The organism is Pseudomonas sp. p50(2008) (assembly GCF_015351605.1).
In the GTDB taxonomy this organism is placed as follows: domain Bacteria; phylum Pseudomonadota; class Gammaproteobacteria; order Pseudomonadales; family Pseudomonadaceae; genus Aquipseudomonas.
Genome location: NZ_JACMYF010000006.1, coordinates 331,295 through 350,729, shown reverse-complemented (window position 1 = coordinate 350,729; position 19,435 = coordinate 331,295). Strand labels below are relative to the sequence as shown.

Below are 19,435 nucleotides of genomic sequence, written 5' to 3'. Positions count from 1 at the left end.
TTCAGGGCGCGGACTTTATCACAGCGTAGGCCGTATCTTTCAGACCTGTGACGAACTGCCGCCGGGGCATTCAACGCAATAGGCAGGTTTGTGCAACCGCGTCTGGAAACACTCTGTTAAGATTGCGCATCCTCATTTTCATGTTCTGCCAGTGGGCCCTCGGGCTATCGCTGGTGTCGTCGTTTTCTGGAGTTCTGCATGCTGTTGCCCATCCTTCTGTTGTCGGCCGCCGGTTTCACGGTGCTGACCACGGAATTCGTCATCGTCGGCCTGTTGCCGGCCATCGCCCGTGATCTGGAGGTCAGCATCCCGCAAGCGGGGTTGCTGGTGACGCTGTTCGCCTTCACCGTCGCCGCATTCGGGCCGTTCCTCACGGCGTACTTCGCCCGGTTCGAGCGCCGCAAGTTGTTTATTTCGGTGCTGATCATGTTCGGTCTCGCCAACACGCTGGCCGCCTTCGCGCCGAACATTTGGGTGATGGCCGTTGCGCGGCTGATTCCGGCGCTCGGGCTGCCGGTGTTCTGGGCGTTGGCCAGTGAGACGGCAGTGGACATTGTCGGGCCGGATTACGCCGGACGGGCCATTGCCAAGATCGGTTTCGGCATCGTCTGCGCCACCGTGTTCGGCATTCCGGTCGGTACGTTGATTTCCGATGCGTTTGGCTGGCGCAGTGCCTTCGGTATTTTGGCGGTGATTGCGTTTGCCAAGGCGCTGCTGCTGTTCATCTACCTGCCTCAAACCGATTTGCATCAGCATCAGGTGAGTTTCCGTTCGCAGTTCAAGATCCTTCGCAGCCCGTTGATGATCGGCCACGTGGTGCTGTCGGTCCTGGTGTTCAGCGGCATGTTCACCGCTTATACCTATCTGGCGGACATCCTCGAACGACTGGCCGGTTTCAACGGCACCGTGGTTGGCTGGTGCCTGATGGGCTTCGGCGCGGTAGGGCTGATTGGCAACTCGCTGGGGGGCCGAGCGGTGGACCGTCACCCACTGATCGCTTCGATGATGTTCTGCGCGTTCATGATCGCCGGCATGGTGGCGTTGGTGCCGAACATTCATTCGCCGGTTGGACTGGCAGCCGCGATGGGCATCTGGGGCGTGACGCAGGCTGCGTTGTTCCTGGTCAGCCATGTACGGCTGATGAAAGCCGCCCCGGAGGCGCCAGCCTTTGCCGCCTCGCTGAACATTGCCGGCGCCAACCTTGGCATCGGCCTGGGGGCTATGGTCGGCGGGCGGGTGATCGACAGCGTCGGTTTGCAAGGCCTCGGTTTTGCGGCAGCGGCGTTTATCCTGGCGTCGATTTTGCTGTCGATCGCCTTGATGACCTTCAAACCGCGTGAACTCTGCGCCTGAGTGTCTAAACCGCCGTAAACAGCTCGCGTCGGGCACCTTCGGTAATCGCAACGATGCCGGGGTGCTTGACCTTACGCTCTACTGAAATGGCGTAGAACGACTCGGTCACGGCGTCGGTCTGGCCAATCAGCTCCACGCCATATTGGCGTTTCACTTCATCGGCGATCACGCTTGGCCCGATGAAAATCCCGCTGCCGGACTGGCCAAACGCTTGCATCAGGGCGCTGTCATCGAACTCGCCAACGATGCGCGGCTGGATCTGCTGCTCGGCGAACCAGCGTTGCAAGCGACTGCGAACGACGGTTTCCGGCCCGGGAATCAGCAACGGCGCACCGTTGAGGCTGCGAGGAAAATCCTGGCCATATTGCGCGGCCAGGGTGGCGGTGGCGAAAAAGCTGATACCGCATTCGCCGAGTTTCTGGCTGTAGCCTTTGATGTCGAGATGAGAGGGCATCGGGCTGTCGGAAATCACCAGGTCCAGGCGCTGGATCGCCAGGTCGGCCAGCAGACGTTCGAGCTTGTCCTCGCGACAGGTAATGCGCAGCGGCTCGCTCAATTCCATGGTGGGCGCGATCAGGCGATAGACGATGGATTTGGGCACCACGTCCGCGACGCCCACCCGAAACAGAATCTGTTGCTCATTGGGTTGCGCCCGCAGCATCAACTCCAGCTCTCCCCCCAACTGAAACATTTGCTCGGCGTAGGTGAGGGTCTGCCGCCCGGCTTCGGTGAGTTCCAGCTGTCGACCTACTCGCCGAAACAATTCAATGCCATAGGTTTGTTCAAGCAAGGAGATCTGCCCGCTGATGGTTTGCGGCGTCAGATTCAATTGCTCGCAGGCACGCACGATGCTGCCGGTTTTGGCGACGACCCAGAAGTAGTGCAGTTGACGGTAGTTGAGCATGTCGTTCTACAGTTCGTAAAAACCGAAGTATAACCGCTAAAAATACGAATTTTACTGAAGTGTTTGTCTCCCTAGAATGCGTCGCTATCAACGGGCCACTGTATTGGCTCTGTTTGTTCTATCGAGGAAAGCGACATGAAGCTTAAAACCACAGCAGTGTTGATCGCGTCTTTACTGCTATTGGCCGGCTGCGATCAGGCTGAGAAAAGCGCTCAGCAACTGATGGGCAAGGCTGCCGAAACGGCCAAGCAGGCTATCGACGATACTCACAAAGCTGCCGAACAGGCGATTAGCGACGCCACGGGCGGGTTGATCAGCCAGAAAGAATCATCGGACGAAGATAACGAGAAAAAAGAATCTTCGTCCCAGGAAATCTAAACCGCCTTAAACGAGTCAGGACTGACCCATGGAATACCTTTTAGAACTTGCTGCAAGCCCCACCGCCTGGGTCGCCTTGGCCACGTTGGTGGTGATGGAAATCGTGCTCGGCATCGATAACCTGATCTTTATTTCGATCCTGACCAACAAGCTGCCAATGGAACACCGGCAGAAAGCGCGGCGCATTGGTATCGGCATGGCGTTGATTCTGCGTCTGGCGCTGCTGAGCACCATCGCGTTCATCGTCCAGTTGACGGCGCCGGTGATCGAGATTCTCGGTCACGCGTTCTCCTGGAAGGACATGATTCTGATCGCCGGTGGTCTGTTCCTGTTGTGGAAGGCGACCACCGAGATCCATCACAGCATGGACCCTGCGCCTGAAGATCCGAAGTCCGCCACCTCGACTGTGACCCTGGGCTTTGCCGCCGCGATCGGTCAGATCCTGATGCTGGACATGGTGTTTTCCATCGACAGCATCATTACTGCCGTCGGCATGACCGAGCATTTGCCGATCATGATCATCGCGGTGGTGGTGTCGGTGTTGGTGATGTTGCTGGCAGCTGATCCATTGGCCAAGTTCATCAACGACAACCCGACGGTGGTGATGTTGGCGCTGGGCTTCCTGATCATGATTGGCATGACGCTGATCGCCGAAGGCTTCGGCGCCCATGTACCGAAAGGCTATGTGTATGCAGCCATGGCGTTCTCGGCAACGATCGAATGCTTGAACATGATGTCGCGCAAGGCCAGGCAGAAGCGTATCGCCGCTGAAGCTTAAGCCGCGTTAAACAAAACGGCCGCCTGTACTCGAAAGAGCGCAGGCGGCCGTTTTCGTTTGAACGGTTTAAACGCGACGGTCAGTGAGCGGTCGCGACCTTTGCGTTTTTTGGTGCGGGTGCCGATTGAACAGGTGGATGATGGTGCCGGCGAGCAATACGCAGCACACCCCACAACATGGCGGCGGCGACAGCCAGCCAGCCCGAAATCAGCATTACTATGGTCATTGCCAGGCTCATCAGTGCCTCCTCTTTGCCCTGCATCGGGCACACACTCTTTCCAAGTGACAGTCTAGTCGCTGCCATGTTTCAGGCTATTGACCAAAGGTCGCCTGTCACCAACCAGTTCGCTCTATCGAATGCGCACGTCTGACCTATAAGGCTATACCGCTGCCGCGCCGCGTCCTATGATCGACGGCCAAGCCGGGAACGCGATGGCCCGGCGTCTGAACAGAGAGTGATGATGGTGCGGGTATTTTCTCGAATTGTTTCTATGGTGCTGCTGGCAGGCGTTGTTGCTGGCCTGACGGGTTGTGCGGGGAGCGTTTCGCCCGAGATCAAGCGTCTGCCGCAGCGGGTCGAACTCAGCGGTACGTTCTATCGTGGGCAGGACAATCAAAGTGGCCCTCAGGTGCTGGCCAGCCTGCTGTCGCAACAGGGTGTGGTCATCACACCGGGCTTGCTCGAGAAGCCGCTGCACTTGCCGGGGGACGAAGCCCGGTTGCAGCAGAACATGCTGAACCTTGCCCGGGAATACGGCATGGTTGTCTATCCGCTGGACAGCAATCTACCGGCGTTGCTGGCGCAAGTGGCGGCGGGGTACCCGGTCATGGTGCGGTTCACCGAAGGCTCGGCTTTCTGGGCTGAACCGCGCTACGCCATCCTCGCCGGCTACAACACTCAGAAGCAGACCGTGCTGCTGCGTGCGGGGATGAATCGCCGGGCACTAATGAGCTTCAGCTCATTCGAGTCGTCGTTCAAGGACGCGGGTGGCTGGGCGGTTTTGATTCAAAAGCCGAATCAGATTCCGGCCAATGTCGATCAATCTCGCTGGTTGAAAGCCGCTAACGAGCTGGCTCAGGCGGGTCAGGAGCAAGCCGCCGCCCGTGCGAAGAAGGCACTTGGCGCACAGTAAGTCCGTTCGTCATCTGCCGGGCACCGACGCGCGACGTTGACCTCTTAACGGATAAGGCCCGGATTTTCCGGGCCAGACCAAGGAGGCGCCCCATGGCACAGTCCAATACTCCCGCAGGCCCGCATTCGTCGGAACACTCATCCGGCGATGAGCTGGGTTTCGACCCCGATTCGCCTGACGTCGCTGACCCTCAGGTGGATCCTATCGGGCCCGCCAAAGCCCCCCGGGATGTGAAGCCGGGTGACGATGACAAGGCTCCGGCGAAGCCCTACGACCCGCTTGCTGATCTCAAACCCTGATGTCTCGTGAGGTGCCTATGTCTACCGATTCGAGTTTCAACGACAAACGCCCGGACAGTGTTCCAACCACGCCCGCAGATGAGATCGACCCGGTCATGGACCCGGACAGCCCCATGAGGGACCCCATGGCGAGGCCGCTGGTGGTGCCAACCGAGCACACCAAAGATCCCAGTGCCGGAGACGGCATTCCCGATGACGATCAGATGCCGTTGCCCAACGATTGACTCAGCAGGATGAAAAAAGCCCCGAAGAATCGTAATGCTGTTTACTTAAGAAAAGTTTCAGGCGATCGGAATATTGTGGCGAGGGGATTTATCCCCGTAGGGCTGCGAAGCAGCCCCAAAAGCCGCAATTTGAGGTGTATCAGGTATACCGCGTAGGCGGGTTTTACGGCTGCTTCGCAGCCGGACGGGGATAAATCCCCTCGCCACGAATGTATGTCCATCACTTAAGTGAACATCATTACCGAAGAATCGGGGCTTACTTTTGGTTGGAGGCGGCTTACTTCGACGCTTCGACCACGCCGCTCTGGCGGTTCTTGAGGTTCTTCTCTGATTTGTATTGAAGTGCCACCGACGGTACGTTCGCGCCCTTGCCGGTTTCAACCCAGCTGCGAATACGACTGGCATCGGCAAAGTGTGTGTACTTGCCGAAAGCATCAAGGATCACTAACGCCACCTGGCGATTTCCCATGGTCGTCACGAGCACCAGGCAGTGGCCGGCCTGATTGGTGAAGCCCGTCTTGGTCAAGCGAATGTCCCAGTTCGGTTTGTTGACCAGGTGATCGGTGTTGCGGAAACCCAAGCTGTAGTTGGGCTTGCGAAACGAAACGGTTTTTTCCTTGGTGGTGCTCAGTTCAGTGAGCAGCGGGTACTTGTGCGCGGCTACCAGCAATTTACTCAGGTCGCGGGCCGTGGAGACGTTGCGCGGGGACAGGCCGGTAGGTTCGACGAAGTGGGTGCTGGTCATGCCCAGTGCCTTTGCCTTGGCGTTCATCGCGGCAATGAATGCGACGTAGCCGCCCGGGTAGTGGTGGGCGAGGCTGGCGGCAGCGCGGTTTTCCGAGGACATCAAGGCAATCAGCAGCATCTCCCGGCGAGGCATTTCGCTATTGAGCTTGACCCGGGAGAAGACGCCTTTCATTTCAGGCGTGTCGCTGATGTTGATGTTGATGTACTCATCCATGTTCTGCCGGGCTTCAACAATGACCAGGCCGGTCATCAATTTGCTGACAGAGGCGATCGGTACCACCACGTCCGGGTTGCTGGCGTAGATGACTTTGTTCGTCTGCATGTCCATCAGCAGTGCGCTGCCTGAGGCGATCTTCAGCTGCGATGTGTCCCGAGGCGCCGCGGTTGTTTCTGCGGCGTTGACCGCTGGCGTGATGAGAGTCCCTGTAACTGCAAACACTAGGCTCAGGATGGAAAGACGGATTTTCACGCTGGCAAACTCATAAGAGGTGGATAAGCCGTTTTGTAACGGGCTGTTTCTTAAAACCGACGCATTTTAGGAGTATGGCTGAAGAACTGTCGATGGTTGATGAAATAACGGGTGAAAGTCCTTGAAAAGCCGTACAAAACAGCAGGTTTCCGGCGAGCGGTAGGCTTTTTTCTGCGGGCAAAAAGAACCCCGCCATTGGCGGGGTCCTTTTTTCACGTTCATGTCGCTACGTGAACTCAGCTGTGCAGCGTTTCCGCCGCATACAGCGTGTTTTCCAGCAGGCAGGCTCGGGTCATCGGGCCGACGCCGCCAGGAACCGGAGTGATCCAGCCAGCACGGGGCAGGGCGGTTTCGTAGATGACGTCACCAACCAGCTTGCCGTCGTCCTGGCGGTTGATGCCGACGTCGATCACGATCGCGCCTTCCTTGATCCATTCCCCCTTGACCAGGCCCGGCTTGCCGGCGGCAACCACCACCAGATCGGCACGGCCGACATGGCCGGCGAGGTCCTTGGTGAAGCGGTGGGTGACGGTGACGGTGCAACCCGCCAACAGCAACTCCATCGCCATCGGGCGTCCAACAATATTGGAAGCTCCGACAACGACTGCATCCATGCCGTACAGGTCGACACCGGTGCTTTCCAGCAAGGTCATGATGCCTTTAGGTGTGCACGGACGCAGCAGCGGAATACGCTGGGCCAGACGGCCGACGTTGTATGGGTGGAAGCCGTCAACGTCTTTGTCCGGGCGAATGCGCTCGAGCAATTTCGAGGCGTCCAGGTGTTCCGGCAGGGGAAGCTGAAGCAGAACACCATCGATTGCCGGGTCTTCGTTCAGTCGATCGATCAGATCGGTGAGTGCTTCCTGAGTGGTTTCGGAAGGCAGGTCGTAGGCTTGGGAAAGGAAGCCGACCTCTTCACAGTCTTTACGCTTGTGCGAGACATAAACCTGAGAGGCAGGATCGCTGCCGACCAGGATCACCGCGAGACCGGGCGTGCGCAGGCCTTGCTGGCGACGCTCGGTAACGCGTTTGGCGATCTGCTGGCGCAGGCTGGCGGCGATCGATTTGCCGTCGATTAGTTGTGCAGTCATTGCGCGTGATTAACCATCGAGAGGGGAAAAAAAGAGAACGCATTCTCGCATGTCATGAGGTGAGGGCAAAGGCGCTTGGTCTGCAAATTCCCCTAACCCCTTTAATTAAATGAATTTTTTTTAAAAAGGATTTGACGACCCCTAGGGGGGTCTATACTATTCGTCGCACTTGTCGGGCACAGCCTAGCACTGGTTAAGAAGGTCTAGCAGAGTTACGGTTCTGCAAGGCTGGAAAGCACTTAGTTTGTAGTCGTCCAAGAGTACAGATTAACAAGGCGCCCGTAGCTCAGCTGGATAGAGCATCCGCCTTCTAAGCGGATGGTCGCAGGTTCGAGTCCTGCCGGGTGCGCCATTTAGGCAGCTTTGGCACAAGTAACGCGATATGGTGGGCGTAGCTCAGTTGGTAGAGCACGGGATTGTGACTCCCGTTGTCGAGGGTTCGATCCCCTTCGTCCACCCCATATTTCGAAAGGCGCCAGATTAACAGTCTGGCGCCTTTGCTTTAACAGCTTCAATCCGCGGATGTGGTGGAATTGGTAGACACACTGGATTTAGGTTCCAGCGCCGCGAGGCGTAAGAGTTCGAGTCTCTTCATCCGCACCAATTAAAACTTCTCTCATGCCGATTGGCCTGGTGGGAGTTCAACGAAGAAGTTGTTTGGCTTCTTTGTTATGCAAGATGGTGGGCGTAGCTCAGTTGGTAGAGCACGGGATTGTGACTCCCGTTGTCGAGGGTTCGATCCCCTTCGTCCACCCCATATTTCGAAAGGCGCCAGATTTAACAGTCTGGCGCCTTTTTTGTTTCTGAGTATTCACCGGCCGCAGGTTCTGGGTCGTATGAGCAGGGCGTTTCGTCGTATTTATGTTTCTCGATGATGCCGCACTGCCCGCCGACCATGCTCGCACGGTCGGCTGCCAGGGCAATGACTGGCAACTGCTTCTATATATAGAAGGGTTGGCGCAGAGCCTCGGCGTGATTGGCTTTATTTGCTACCAGGGCGAGATGCATTCGTGCATTCGCACCTATAAATTGCCTGCTGCGTTTTTACCCGTTTTCAGTAGGGTGACTTCTTGAGTTTGACCTACTAGAATGCATGCCCTTGATTCTGGGGTCGGAAACGGCCGGCCAACGTCTGTGCAACGAGGAATATCCATGCAAGTTTCTGTTGAAAATACTTCTGCTCTTGAGCGCCGCATGAGCATCACCGTGCCGGCTGAGCGCATCGAGACTCAGGTCAACAAGCGTCTGCAGCAGACTGCCCAAAAGGCCAAGATTGCTGGCTTCCGTCCAGGCAAAGTGCCGATGAGCGAAATCAAGCGCCGTTTTGGTGCTGATGCGCGTCAGGAAGCTGTTGGCGACGTTATCCAGTCCTCTTTCTACGAAGCTGTTGTTGAGCAGAAGCTGAACCCGGCTGGCGCGCCTTCGATCGAGCCGAAATCGCTTGAAGCGGGCAAAGATCTGGAATACGTAGCCATTTTCGAAGTGTTCCCTGAGTTCACCGTAGCTGGTTTCGACGGTATCGCTGTTGAGCGCCTGAGCGCTGAAGTGACCGACGCCGATCTGGACAAGATGCTGGACGTGCTGCGCAAGCAGAACACCCGTTTTGAAGTGGCCGATCGCGCTGCCCAGAACGAAGACCAGCTGAACATCGATTTCGTTGGCAAGGTTGACGGTGAAGTGTTCGCGGGTGGTTCCGCCAAAGGTACTCAGCTGGTTCTGGGTTCCGGCCGCATGATCCCTGGTTTCGAAGACGGTCTGGTTGGCGCTAAAGCCGGCGAAGAGCGCGTTCTGAACCTAACCTTCCCAGAGGACTATCAGAACCTCGACCTGGCTGGCAAAACCGCTGAGTTCACCGTTACCGTGAACACTGTTTCCGAGCCAAAACTGCCAGAGCTGAACGAAGAATTCTTCGCTCAATTCGGCATCAAGGAAACCGGTCTGGAAGGCTTCCGCACCGAAGTTCGCAAGAACATGGAGCGCGAGCTGCGTCAGGCGATCAAATCCAAGGTCAAGAATCAGGTAATGGACGGTCTGCTGGCCACCAACCCGATCGAAGTGCCTAAGGCTCTGCTGTCCAACGAAGTTGACCGTCTGCGCGTGCAGGCTGTTCAGCAATTCGGCGGCAACATCAAGCCTGACCAACTGCCGGCCGAGCTGTTCGAAGAACAAGCCAAGCGCCGCGTTGTACTGGGTCTGATCGTGGCTGAAGTGGTCAAGCAATTCGACCTCAAGCCTGACGAAACCCGCGTTCGCGAAATGATTCAGGAAATGGCTTCGGCCTACCAAGAGCCTGAGCAAGTTGTGTCTTGGTACTACAAGAACGACCAGCAGCTGAACGAAGTTCGTTCGGTTGTGCTTGAAGAACAAGTTGTGGATACTGTTCTGCAGAAGGCTAACGTGACCGACAAATCGGTCTCTTACGAAGAAGCAGTCAAGCCGGTAGAAGCTCCACAAGCCGACTGATCGTTTTTGCGCTAAGAAGTACACACCATAAGCCAGCCTTCGTGCTGGCTTATGCGTATTCAAGACATAACTATTTGGGAGTGACTGCAGAGCATGTTCCGTAATTCGTATATTCAGCAGAACTCTGATATCCAGGCCGCTGGCGGCCTGGTCCCGATGGTTGTCGAGCAGTCCGCTCGTGGCGAGCGCGCCTACGACATTTACTCGCGTCTTCTCAAAGAGCGAGTGATCTTTCTGGTGGGTCCGGTAGAGGACTACATGGCCAACCTGATCTGTGCGCAACTGCTGTTCCTTGAAGCGGAAAACCCGGACAAGGACATCCATCTCTATATCAACTCCCCGGGCGGTTCGGTGACGGCGGGCATGTCGATCTACGACACCATGCAGTTCATCAAACCCAACGTATCGACCACCTGTATCGGTCAAGCATGCAGCATGGGTGCTTTCCTGCTGACGGCCGGTGCTCCTGGCAAGCGCTACTGCCTGCCGAACTCGCGTGTGATGATTCACCAGCCACTGGGCGGTTTCCAGGGCCAGGCATCGGATATCGAAATCCATGCCAAGGAAATCCTCTTCATTCGTGAGCGGCTCAACACGCTGATGGCCAAGCACAGCGGGCACACTCTTGAAGAAATCGAGCGTGATACCAACCGCGATAACTTCATGAGCGCAGAGGCCGCGCGTGACTACGGGTTGATCGACGAAGTGATCGCCCAGCGCCCAGCGTAAAAATAAGCAGCTCAATTTAGGGTTGGTCGGCTGGTCTGATCATCGGCGGGCTTGAAAAAGCCCGCAATAGCCTTCATCTTGTGTTGCAAGCCTATCGGATTTGGATCGAACGAATGACTGACACCCGCAACGGCGAGGACAACGGCAAGCTGCTCTATTGCTCCTTCTGTGGCAAAAGCCAGCATGAAGTACGCAAGTTGATTGCCGGCCCCTCGGTCTTTATCTGCGACGAGTGCGTCGACCTGTGCAATGACATCATCCGAGAGGAGGTGCAGGAAGCCCAGGCCGAAAGCAGCGCGCATAAATTGCCTTCGCCTAAAGAAATCAGCGGCATCCTTGATCAGTATGTGATTGGTCAGGAGCGTGCAAAAAAGGTTTTGGCCGTAGCGGTGTACAACCACTACAAACGTCTGAACCAGCGTGACAAAAAGAATGACGACGTCGAACTCGGCAAGAGCAACATCTTGCTGATCGGCCCGACAGGCTCGGGTAAAACCCTGCTTGCCGAAACACTGGCTCGTTTGCTGAACGTTCCGTTCACCATCGCCGACGCGACCACCCTCACCGAGGCTGGCTACGTAGGTGAAGATGTCGAGAACATTATTCAGAAGCTGCTTCAGAAGTGCGATTACGACGTAGAAAAGGCTCAGATGGGCATCGTCTACATCGATGAAATCGACAAGATTTCGCGCAAGTCTGACAACCCGTCGATCACCCGGGACGTTTCCGGTGAAGGCGTGCAGCAGGCCTTGCTTAAATTGATCGAAGGCACGGTCGCTTCCGTTCCACCACAAGGTGGTCGCAAGCATCCGCAGCAGGAATTCCTTCAGGTTGATACCCGTAACATCCTGTTCATCTGCGGTGGTGCATTCTCCGGTCTGGAAAAAGTTATCCAGAACCGTTCCACCAAAGGCGGCATCGGTTTCAACGCCGAAGTGCGCAGCAAGGAAGAAGGCAAGAAAGTAGGCGAGTCCCTGCGTGAAGTCGAACCTGACGATCTGGTCAAGTTCGGTCTGATCCCGGAATTCGTCGGCCGTCTGCCAGTTCTTGCCACGCTGGACGAGCTTGATGAGGCTGCGTTGATGCAGATTCTCACCGAGCCGAAAAATGCTCTGACCAAGCAGTATGCCAAGCTGTTCGAGATGGAAGGTGTGGACCTGGAATTCCGGGCCGATGCGCTGAAATCCGTCGCCAAACGTGCACTGGAACGCAAGACCGGTGCCCGTGGCCTGCGATCGATTCTCGAAGGTGTATTGCTCGACACTATGTACGAAATCCCCTCGCAGTCCGAGGTGAGTAAAGTAGTGATCGATGAAAGCGTTATAGAAGGCAAGTCCAAGCCACTGTATATCTACGAAAACAGTGAGCCGGCTGCCAAGGCCGCGCCAGACGCCTAAGCGTCACGCAGCTGGAATAAAGAAGGGGCCTTCGGGCCCCTTTTCTTTTTGCGCGTTTTAACGCTGTCTTTGTGCTTGTTTTTTTCAAGGGCAGCCCCCATCTTGGTTTCAAGCTTACTTCCATCTGTTTACGGCCATATGGCCGCCGTAGAGGCGAAATCATGAAGACAACCATCGAATTGCCTCTCCTGCCATTGCGTGATGTTGTGGTTTATCCGCACATGGTTATCCCGCTGTTCGTGGGGCGCGAGAAATCCATCGAAGCCCTCGAGGCAGCGATGACGGGCGACAAGCAGATCCTTCTGCTGGCTCAGAGAAACCCTGCTGACGACGATCCCGGTGAAGAAGCACTTTATCGCGTAGGTACCATTGCGACCGTTCTGCAGCTGCTCAAGCTGCCTGATGGCACGGTCAAGGTTCTGGTCGAAGGTGAGCAGCGGGGCGCTGTGGAGCGCTTCAGCGAAGTGGACGGCCACTGCCGTGCCGAAGTCTCCCTGATCGACGAAGTCGACGCACCCGAGCGCGAGTCCGAAGTATTCGTTCGTAGCTTGCTGGCGCAGTTTGAGCAGTATGTTCAGCTGGGCAAGAAGGTCCCTGCGGAAGTCCTGTCGTCGCTGAACAGCATCGACGAGCCAGGGCGTCTGGTCGACACCATGGCCGCGCACATGGCCCTGAAAATCGAGCAGAAGCAGGAAATTCTCGAAATTATCGATTTGTCAGCTCGTGTTGAGCACGTGCTGGCGTTGCTGGACGCCGAGATCGACTTGCTGCAAGTCGAGAAGCGCATTCGCGGTCGCGTCAAAAAGCAAATGGAGCGCAGTCAGCGCGAGTACTACCTGAATGAGCAGATGAAGGCCATTCAGAAAGAACTCGGCGACAGCGACGAGGGCCACAACGAAATCGAAGAGCTGAAAAAGCGCATCGATGCCGCTGGCCTGCCAAAAGATGCCCTGGCCAAAGCCCAGGGTGAACTGAACAAGCTCAAGCAAATGTCGCCGATGTCCGCGGAAGCCACCGTGGTGCGGTCGTACATCGACTGGCTGGTCCAGGTGCCGTGGAAGGCTCAGAGCAAAGTCCGCCTGGATCTTGCTCGTGCCGAAGACATTCTCGACGCCGACCACTACGGTCTGGAAGAAGTCAAAGAACGCATCCTCGAATACCTCGCCGTGCAAAAACGCGTGAAGAAAATTCGCGGACCGGTGTTGTGCCTGGTCGGACCTCCGGGTGTGGGTAAAACTTCCCTGGCCGAGTCGATCGCTCACGCCACCAACCGTAAATTCGTGCGCATGGCACTCGGCGGCGTACGTGATGAAGCGGAAATTCGTGGTCATCGCCGTACTTACATCGGTTCGATGCCAGGAAGATTGATTCAAAAGATGACAAAAGTGGGCGTTCGCAACCCGCTGTTCCTGCTCGATGAAATCGACAAAATGGGCAGCGATATGCGGGGCGATCCGGCGTCGGCGTTGCTGGAAGTGCTCGATCCCGAGCAGAACCACAACTTCAACGATCATTACCTCGAAGTCGACTACGACCTGTCCGATGTGATGTTCCTTTGCACCTCCAACTCCATGAACATTCCGCCGGCGCTGCTGGACCGGATGGAAGTGATTCGTCTGCCGGGCTACACCGAAGACGAAAAGATCAACATTGCCGTCAAGTACCTCACGCCCAAGCAGATTACGGCTAACGGCTTGAAGAAAGGCGAGCTGGAATTCGAATCCGAAGCGATCCGCGACATCATTCGCTACTACACCCGCGAGGCCGGCGTACGCGGGCTTGAGCGTCAGATTGCCAAGGTTTGCCGCAAAACGGTCAAAGAGCATGCCCTGGAAAAACGCTTCTCGGTGACCGTCACGGCGGACATGCTGGAGCACTTCCTCGGCGTGCGTAAATTCCGCTACGGCCTGGCTGAATCGCAGGATCAAATCGGTCAGGTGACCGGGCTGGCCTGGACTCAAGTGGGCGGCGAACTGCTGACCATTGAAGCAGCTGTTGTGCCTGGCAAAGGCCAGTTGATCAAGACCGGTTCGTTGGGTGATGTGATGGTCGAATCGATCACTGCAGCTCTTACCGTAGTGCGCAGTCGTGCGAAGAGCCTGGGGATTCCCCTGGACTTCCACGAGAAGCGCGATACGCATATCCACATGCCAGAGGGGGCGACCCCGAAAGACGGTCCTAGCGCTGGTGTGGGCATGTGCACGGCCCTGGTGTCGGCATTGACCGGGATTCCGGTTCGCGCTGATGTCGCCATGACGGGTGAAATCACCCTGCGTGGGCAGGTGCTGGCGATTGGTGGCTTGAAAGAAAAACTGCTCGCGGCTCACCGCGGTGGGATCAAGACGGTGATCATTCCTGAAGAGAACGTACGCGATCTGAAGGAAATTCCTGACAATATCAAGCAAGATCTGCAGATTAAACCAGTTAAATGGATTGACGAGGTCCTGCAAATTGCGCTGCAATACGCGCCGGAGCCCTTGCCTGATGTGGCTCCCGAGATAGTTGCGAAGGATGAAAAACGCGAGTCTGACTCTAAGGAAAGAATTAGCACGCATTAGTACGCATTTGCCTGGGGGGCTTCCTTGACAGCTTTTTAGAGCCCTTGTTATAAAGCGGCTCTTATAGTGTCTGTAGGCCATTCAGCACTCGTTTTTGCTTTCACCAAAAAACTTAGAATCATACTCAAATAGATATAAGGGGACTTAGAGTGAACAAGTCGGAACTGATTGATGCTATCGCTGCATCCGCTGATATCCCGAAAGCTGCTGCTGGCCGTGCGCTGGACGCTGTAATCGAATCCGTCACTGGCGCTCTCAAGGCTGGCGACTCTGTTGTTCTGGTTGGTTTCGGTACTTTCTCCGTGACTGATCGTCCAGCTCGCATCGGTCGTAACCCACAGACCGGTAAGACGCTGGAAATCGCAGCCGCTAAAAAGCCAGGTTTCAAAGCCGGTAAAGCGCTGAAAGAAGCTGTCAACTAAGTACGATTCAGGTTTTTGCCTATCCGGGTCGGGGTCATACCTGACCTGGCAGCGGAGCGGTAGTCCAGTCGGCACATTGCCGGTCCGAGACACCGAGGGTCGCATGTTCGAACCCATCGGTCCGCTCCGCCAGTTACGAGAAGGCGCATCCTCGGATGCGCCTTTCTTCTATCCGGATTCTACCCACGCTCCACGGTTGCCTAAATTTGAAGTTCAACCGTTTCTGGGGGACGCATGCTGCAGAATATCAGGGACAATTCACAAGGCTGGATTGCCAAAACCATTATCGGGATCATCGTTGTACTGATGGCGTTCACCGGTGTCGAAGCCATATTTCAGGCAACGAGCAACAGCCAGGACGCGGCCAAGGTCAACGGTGAAGAAATCAGCCAGAACGAGCTGAGCCAGGCGGTTGATATGCAACGCCGTCAACTCATGCAACAGCTGGGTAAAGATTTCGACGCTTCCTTGCTCGACGAAAAAATGCTGCGCGAATCGGCTCTCAAGGGCCTGATCGATCGCAAGCTGCTGCTGCAAGGCGCAGAAGACTCGAAATTCGCTTTTTCCGAAGCCGCTTTGGACCAGGTGATCCTGCAAACGCCTGAATTCCAGGTGGATGGCAAGTTCAGTGCCGAGCGTTTCGATCAGGTTATTCGTCAACTGGGCTACAGCCGGATGCAGTTCCGCCAGATGCTGGCTCAGGAAATGCTGATTGGTCAGTTGCGCGCCGGTTTGGCGGGCAGCGGCTTTGTCACCGATGCTCAGGTACTGGCATTCGCCCGTCTGGAAAAACAGACCCGCGATTTCGCCACCTTGAACGTCAAGGCCGACCCTGCTGCGGTGAAGCTGACCGACGATGAGGTCAAGGCTTACTACGACGAACACGCCAAGGAATTCATGACGCCGGATCAGGTGGTCATTGACTACCTCGAATTGAAGAAGTCCTCCTTCTTTGATCAGGTCAGCGTGAATGACGAAGACCTGCAAGCGGCGTATCAGAAAGAAATCGCGAACCTGGCCGAGCAACGCCGGGCTGCGCACATTCTGATCGAAGTGAACGATAAAATGACCGAGGCGCAAGCCAAGGCCAAGATCGAAGACATCCAGGCCCGTCTGGCCAAAGGCGAGAAATTCGAGGCGTTGGCCAAGGAATTCTCCCAGGATCCGGGTTCGGCCAACAACGGTGGTGACCTCGGCTACGCAGGTCCAGGTGTTTACGATCCGGCGTTCGAGACAGCGTTGTATGCGCTGAACAAGGACCAGGTTTCCGCACCGGTTCGTACGGACTTCGGTTTTCACCTGATCAAGCTGTTGGGTGTTGAAGCGCCTGAAGTGCCGACGTTTGCCAGCCTGAAAGACAAGCTGACCCGCGAGGCGAAAACCCAGCAGGTTGAACAGCGTTTCGTCGAGGCGACCAAGCAATTGGAAGATTCGTCGTTTGAAGCTTCCGATCTGGCTCAGCCGGCTCAAGACCTGAAGTTGACCGTTCACACCTCCAAGCCATTTGGCCGTGAAGGTGGCGAGGGTGTTGCAGCCAACCGTGCCGTGATCGCTGCAGCGTTCAGCCCGGAAGTTCTGGATGAAGGTGCCAACAGCACTGCCATCGAACTGGATCCTGAAACTGTGATCGTGCTGCGTGCCAAGGAACACTTGAAGCCTGCACAATTGCCGCTGGAAAGCGTGAATGCCAGCATTCGCCAGCAATTGGCCATGGAACACGCCAGCGCTGCTGCGAAAACCAAGGCTGATGAGCTGATCGCCAGCCTGCGTGATGGCAAGACTCCTCTGGACAAGGCTGTTGAGGGCCAAAACTGGAAAGTCACCGAGGCGGCGACTCGCGGTCAGGAAGGGATCGACCCTACCGTGCTGCAAGCGCTGTTCCGTATGCCGAAGCCCGCTGCCAAGGACAAGCCGACTTTCAATAGCGTGACCCTGGCGGATGGTAGCCTGGTGATCGTGCGCTTGAACGGCGTCAACGAAGCCGCTGCACCGACCGAAGAAGAGAAGGCCCAATACCGTCGCTTCCTCGCCTCGCGCATCGGCCAGCAAGACTTTGCGGCCTATCGCAAGCAGCTGGAGAGCTCCGCAGACATCAAGCGTTTCTGATGCCTGACTGAGTTATCCGCGTAATAAAAAGACCCCAGCCGACCAGCTGGGGTTTTTTATGGGCACAAATAAAATAATCGATGGTCAGTACCTCTGTAACTGATTCAAGACACAATCGATGTCACGCTAATCATCGATCTGTTGCACAATACGCCCCGAATCGTTTTCCTCAGGATGTTCAATGTTTAAATCATTTCCCATGCGGGTTGTTGGACTGGCGTTGGTACTGGCGGCTGCTGCCGGCTGTTCGTCAAAAAAATCCGCGATCTATGAGCATGAGAATTTCGATGATTCCGGAACGTTTTCTCGCAATTACCCGGTGACAGATGCGCAAACGTGCGAAGCCGCTCGCAGGGCCTTGCTCAGTCAGGGCTACATCATCACCAGCAGCGATCCGAAACTGGTGAGCGGGCACAAGAGCTTCCAGCAAACCGGCGAGACCCACATGGAGATCAGCTTCAGCGTGGTCTGTGCCGATGATGGTAGCGAAGGGCATCACGCCACCATGTTCGCCAACGCCTTGCAGGACCGCTATGCGCTGAAGAAGACCAATAACTCCGCCAGTCTCGGTGTGGGTGTGCTGGGTTCGGTGTCGATGCCGATTGGTTCGTCCGATGACTCGATGGTCAAGGTCGCGAGCGAGACCGTGTCGTCCGCCAAGTTCTACGAGCGATTCTTCGCCTTGGTCGAACTCTTCCTGCCGCCTGAAGCGAAAAAGGCTGCGCACATCGTCGAGAAGCCGAAAACCGATCTGGGTGTACCTGAAGTGAAGGCTGCACCGGCGCCGTTGGCACCCACGCCAGCCCCTGCCACGCCAGCTCCTGTCCCAGCGGCCCCCGCGCCGGCTCCGGCAGCCGAACCTGCGCCAGCACCCGTTGAAGCCGCACCCGCAGCCTCCGAGCCCGTAGCGCCACCGGCTGAATCGGCGCCGATCACTCCGGTCGATACCGTTGAGCCCGCACCATCAACGGAAACGGTAACCCCACCTCAGGAATCGAGCCTGCCGCCACCGAGCGAGCCCATTCCTTCAGGCCAGTAAACCCCGTTTAAATTGACCGTCGTCAACCCAGGCCGTAGTCATACGGCCTGTTCGAAAAAATCCTGTGATAAATCCTTGGACGCCTGCTACGTTTTATTAGTAGCTGCTGAACGTCGTACGTAAGTGCGTCATTTTTCTTTCACGTGGGCACTTTATGCTCAAGGCGTGGGTCATTTATTCAGGCATTTTTTAAACGAGTGGTGGGGGAGTCAAAATGGACGATTATCAAGAAGAGCTGCTCGAGTATCAGGCATTCGAACTGGATCCGCTGGAACCAGCAGAGGACGCTACAGAACTGTAAACATCAGGCGGATTGGCGATGACTTCGGCGAAATTCGCCGGGCGTCTGACCGTTCCAGCGTTTGAAAGCCCGTTGAAACGCCTCGGCTGATGCAAAGCCCAGCAGGTAGGCGATTTCACCGAACGCCAGTTCGGTATCACGGATGTAGGTCATCGCCAGGTCGCGGCGAGTGTCGTTGAGAATCGCGCGAAATTGCGTACCTTCTTCGGCAAGTTTGCGGCGCAAGGTCCAGGTGGGCAGCTTCAAACGTGCCGCCACTTCTTCCAGGTCAGGTTCCTGGCCACCATTGAGCAACGGCCCAAGCAGCTGAGTGATGCGTTCACGCAAGCTGCGCGTGCGGGTCAATTGTTCCAATTCCCGTTCACATAACTGCAGCAGGTGTCGCCAGGTACTCGGGCAGTGTTCCGGGTTGCGCAGGGCGAGGCTGGCCAGGCTCAAACGCAGCTGATTATGTTCGCAGCCAAACAGGATCGGGCACTCACCCAGCACTGCATACGCATTGATATAAGTGGGTGCCTCGAACTCGATTTCGATGCGTTCGACACGCAGTGGGGCAGGGCTGATGCTGGACAATTGCTGCTGCCAGCCGGAGATGATCGAGTCCACCACAAAGCGGTTATAGGCGTTGTAAGGGCTGATGGAATAGAACCGCAGCCACGCGCCTTGGGCATCTTCATGGAAGCTCGATTGACCACGATAGTTGGAACCGTACAGTGCTTCGAAGCGAATCAGGCACCGCGCCGCCTCGCGCACCGTCGGTGCCTGGGCGGCGGTCACCCCGGCCAGGCCTGCCTGACTCAGGCGACTGAGTTGGCCCATGCGTAAACCCAGTGCCGGGTCGCCGGTCAGCTGAATGGCGCTGTGACCCAGGCGCATATAGCGCGGAATCGAGAGTCGGGCGCCTGCTTCGCTCAAGCGCGCAGCATCGAGGCCGTATTGCTCCAGCAACGGCTGCGGGTCCAGAGCGTAACTGCGCACGGCGTCCGCCAGGCTATGAACGAAGCCTACCGACAGATCCCCAAGGCGCATCGGCAGTGGTTTCAT

Annotated in this window: 18 protein-coding genes, 4 tRNA genes and 1 pseudogene; 18 read left to right on the top strand and 5 right to left on the bottom strand. The window is 56.5% G+C overall.

What is annotated here, in order from left to right:
* Positions 1 to 198: 198 nt before the first annotated feature.
* Positions 199 to 1,353 carry an MFS transporter gene (locus H7698_RS18920; protein ID WP_162440161.1) on the top strand — a complete coding sequence of 385 codons (1,155 nt, stop codon included), beginning with the start codon at positions 199 to 201 and terminating at the stop codon, positions 1,351 to 1,353.
* A gap of 4 nt (positions 1,354 to 1,357) precedes the next feature.
* Here the strand turns inward: H7698_RS18920 and nhaR are convergent, their stop codons facing one another.
* A complete protein-coding gene (gene nhaR, locus H7698_RS18915; protein ID WP_162440162.1) occupies positions 1,358 to 2,257 on the bottom strand; it encodes a transcriptional activator NhaR in 900 nt (299 codons plus the stop codon).
* Positions 2,258 to 2,392: 135 nt separating this feature from the next.
* On the opposite strand from nhaR, the gene H7698_RS18910 reads away from it, so the two are divergent.
* Positions 2,393 to 2,635 (top strand): hypothetical protein, encoded by a 243-nt coding sequence (locus tag H7698_RS18910; protein ID WP_194692431.1) that lies wholly within the window; start codon positions 2,393 to 2,395, stop codon positions 2,633 to 2,635.
* A gap of 28 nt (positions 2,636 to 2,663) precedes the next feature.
* Positions 2,664 to 3,413 carry a TerC family protein gene (locus H7698_RS18905; RefSeq protein ID WP_162440164.1) on the top strand — a complete coding sequence of 250 codons (750 nt, stop codon included), beginning with the start codon at positions 2,664 to 2,666 and terminating at the stop codon, positions 3,411 to 3,413.
* A 79-nt stretch (positions 3,414 to 3,492) separates the two neighbouring features.
* On the opposite strand, the gene H7698_RS18900 is transcribed toward H7698_RS18905, so the two are convergent.
* Positions 3,493 to 3,675 (bottom strand): hypothetical protein, encoded by a 183-nt coding sequence (locus H7698_RS18900; protein ID WP_162440165.1) that lies wholly within the window; start codon positions 3,673 to 3,675, stop codon positions 3,493 to 3,495.
* 143 nt (positions 3,676 to 3,818) lie between these two features.
* On the opposite strand from H7698_RS18900, the pseudogene H7698_RS18895 reads away from it, so the two are divergent.
* The 3 genes and pseudogenes from H7698_RS18895 to H7698_RS18885 all read left to right on the top strand — a co-directional run bounded on the left by H7698_RS18895 (position 3,819) and on the right by H7698_RS18885 (position 5,069).
* Positions 3,819 to 4,546: pseudogene (locus H7698_RS18895) on the top strand (peptidase C39 family protein).
* A 92-nt stretch (positions 4,547 to 4,638) separates the two neighbouring features.
* Complete coding sequence (locus H7698_RS18890; RefSeq protein ID WP_162440167.1) at positions 4,639 to 4,845, top strand: DUF6021 family protein; 207 nt, start codon at positions 4,639 to 4,641, stop codon at positions 4,843 to 4,845.
* Between the two features lie 17 nt (positions 4,846 to 4,862).
* Positions 4,863 to 5,069, top strand: coding sequence for a hypothetical protein (locus H7698_RS18885; RefSeq protein ID WP_194692429.1), 207 nt, complete (start codon positions 4,863 to 4,865; stop codon positions 5,067 to 5,069).
* 277 nt (positions 5,070 to 5,346) lie between these two features.
* Here H7698_RS18885 and pbpG read toward each other — a convergent pair whose 3' ends face one another.
* Together pbpG and folD are read right to left on the bottom strand one after the other, a co-directional pair.
* On the bottom strand, positions 5,347 to 6,285 hold the full coding sequence (gene pbpG / locus H7698_RS18880; protein WP_162440169.1) for a D-alanyl-D-alanine endopeptidase: 939 nt from the start codon (positions 6,283 to 6,285) through the stop codon (positions 5,347 to 5,349).
* A 236-nt stretch (positions 6,286 to 6,521) separates the two neighbouring features.
* On the bottom strand, positions 6,522 to 7,376 hold the full coding sequence (folD, locus tag H7698_RS18875; RefSeq protein WP_162440170.1) for a bifunctional methylenetetrahydrofolate dehydrogenase/methenyltetrahydrofolate cyclohydrolase FolD: 855 nt from the start codon (positions 7,374 to 7,376) through the stop codon (positions 6,522 to 6,524).
* 275 nt (positions 7,377 to 7,651) lie between these two features.
* Here folD and H7698_RS18870 point away from each other — a divergent pair.
* The 12 genes from H7698_RS18870 to H7698_RS18815 all read left to right on the top strand — a co-directional run bounded on the left by H7698_RS18870 (position 7,652) and on the right by H7698_RS18815 (position 18,090).
* Positions 7,652 to 7,728, top strand: a tRNA-Arg gene (locus tag H7698_RS18870).
* Between the two features lie 33 nt (positions 7,729 to 7,761).
* Positions 7,762 to 7,837: transfer RNA gene (locus H7698_RS18865), tRNA-His, on the top strand.
* 57 nt (positions 7,838 to 7,894) lie between these two features.
* Positions 7,895 to 7,979: transfer RNA gene (locus H7698_RS18860), tRNA-Leu, on the top strand.
* 78 nt (positions 7,980 to 8,057) lie between these two features.
* Positions 8,058 to 8,133, top strand: a tRNA-His gene (locus tag H7698_RS18855).
* Between the two features lie 104 nt (positions 8,134 to 8,237).
* Positions 8,238 to 8,450, top strand: a complete 213-nt coding sequence (locus H7698_RS18850; protein ID WP_162440171.1) for a hypothetical protein — start codon at positions 8,238 to 8,240, stop codon at positions 8,448 to 8,450.
* 78 nt (positions 8,451 to 8,528) lie between these two features.
* Complete coding sequence (gene tig, locus H7698_RS18845; protein WP_162440172.1) at positions 8,529 to 9,839, top strand: trigger factor; 1,311 nt, start codon at positions 8,529 to 8,531, stop codon at positions 9,837 to 9,839.
* 93 nt (positions 9,840 to 9,932) lie between these two features.
* Positions 9,933 to 10,568: an ATP-dependent Clp endopeptidase proteolytic subunit ClpP gene (gene clpP / locus H7698_RS18840; protein WP_162440173.1), complete on the top strand. Its 636-nt coding sequence runs from the start codon at positions 9,933 to 9,935 to the stop codon at positions 10,566 to 10,568.
* A 113-nt stretch (positions 10,569 to 10,681) separates the two neighbouring features.
* Entirely contained in the window at positions 10,682 to 11,965 is a 1,284-nt protein-coding gene (gene clpX / locus H7698_RS18835) for an ATP-dependent Clp protease ATP-binding subunit ClpX (RefSeq protein ID WP_007946893.1), read from the top strand.
* 161 nt (positions 11,966 to 12,126) lie between these two features.
* A complete protein-coding gene (gene lon, locus H7698_RS18830) occupies positions 12,127 to 14,523 on the top strand; it encodes an endopeptidase La (RefSeq protein WP_162440174.1) in 2,397 nt (798 codons plus the stop codon).
* 149 nt (positions 14,524 to 14,672) lie between these two features.
* Positions 14,673 to 14,945, top strand: coding sequence for an HU family DNA-binding protein (locus tag H7698_RS18825; protein ID WP_002552737.1), 273 nt, complete (start codon positions 14,673 to 14,675; stop codon positions 14,943 to 14,945).
* A 234-nt stretch (positions 14,946 to 15,179) separates the two neighbouring features.
* The gene (locus H7698_RS18820; protein ID WP_194692428.1) at positions 15,180 to 17,051 is read left to right on the top strand and encodes a SurA N-terminal domain-containing protein; all 1,872 of its coding nucleotides are present in this window, start codon (positions 15,180 to 15,182) and stop codon (positions 17,049 to 17,051) included.
* Positions 17,052 to 17,232: 181 nt separating this feature from the next.
* Complete coding sequence (locus tag H7698_RS18815) at positions 17,233 to 18,090, top strand: DUF2242 domain-containing protein (RefSeq protein ID WP_194692427.1); 858 nt, start codon at positions 17,233 to 17,235, stop codon at positions 18,088 to 18,090.
* A gap of 304 nt (positions 18,091 to 18,394) precedes the next feature.
* Here H7698_RS18815 and H7698_RS18810 read toward each other — a convergent pair whose 3' ends face one another.
* Positions 18,395 to 19,435, bottom strand: a complete 1,041-nt coding sequence (locus H7698_RS18810; protein WP_194692426.1) for an AraC family transcriptional regulator — start codon at positions 19,433 to 19,435, stop codon at positions 18,395 to 18,397.

Bases quoted from the DNA above. Each gene is read 5' to 3' on its own strand.
- H7698_RS18920 (WP_162440161.1), top strand. From the start codon at position 199: ATGCTGTTGCCCATCCTTCTGTTGTCGGCCGCCGGTTTCACGGTGCTG.
- nhaR (WP_162440162.1), bottom strand. From the start codon at position 2,257: ATGCTCAACTACCGTCAACTGCACTACTTCTGGGTCGTCGCCAAAACC.
- H7698_RS18910 (WP_194692431.1), top strand. From the start codon at position 2,393: ATGAAGCTTAAAACCACAGCAGTGTTGATCGCGTCTTTACTGCTATTG.
- H7698_RS18905 (WP_162440164.1), top strand. From the start codon at position 2,664: ATGGAATACCTTTTAGAACTTGCTGCAAGCCCCACCGCCTGGGTCGCC.
- H7698_RS18900 (WP_162440165.1), bottom strand. From the start codon at position 3,675: ATGCAGGGCAAAGAGGAGGCACTGATGAGCCTGGCAATGACCATAGTA.
- H7698_RS18890 (WP_162440167.1), top strand. From the start codon at position 4,639: ATGGCACAGTCCAATACTCCCGCAGGCCCGCATTCGTCGGAACACTCA.
- H7698_RS18885 (WP_194692429.1), top strand. From the start codon at position 4,863: ATGTCTACCGATTCGAGTTTCAACGACAAACGCCCGGACAGTGTTCCA.
- folD (WP_162440170.1), bottom strand. From the start codon at position 7,376: ATGACTGCACAACTAATCGACGGCAAATCGATCGCCGCCAGCCTGCGC.
- H7698_RS18850 (WP_162440171.1), top strand. From the start codon at position 8,238: ATGTTTCTCGATGATGCCGCACTGCCCGCCGACCATGCTCGCACGGTC.
- tig (WP_162440172.1), top strand. From the start codon at position 8,529: ATGCAAGTTTCTGTTGAAAATACTTCTGCTCTTGAGCGCCGCATGAGC.
- clpP (WP_162440173.1), top strand. From the start codon at position 9,933: ATGTTCCGTAATTCGTATATTCAGCAGAACTCTGATATCCAGGCCGCT.
- clpX (WP_007946893.1), top strand. From the start codon at position 10,682: ATGACTGACACCCGCAACGGCGAGGACAACGGCAAGCTGCTCTATTGC.
- lon (WP_162440174.1), top strand. From the start codon at position 12,127: ATGAAGACAACCATCGAATTGCCTCTCCTGCCATTGCGTGATGTTGTG.
- H7698_RS18820 (WP_194692428.1), top strand. From the start codon at position 15,180: ATGCTGCAGAATATCAGGGACAATTCACAAGGCTGGATTGCCAAAACC.
- H7698_RS18815 (WP_194692427.1), top strand. From the start codon at position 17,233: ATGTTTAAATCATTTCCCATGCGGGTTGTTGGACTGGCGTTGGTACTG.
- H7698_RS18810 (WP_194692426.1), bottom strand. From the start codon at position 19,435: ATGAAACCACTGCCGATGCGCCTTGGGGATCTGTCGGTAGGCTTCGTT.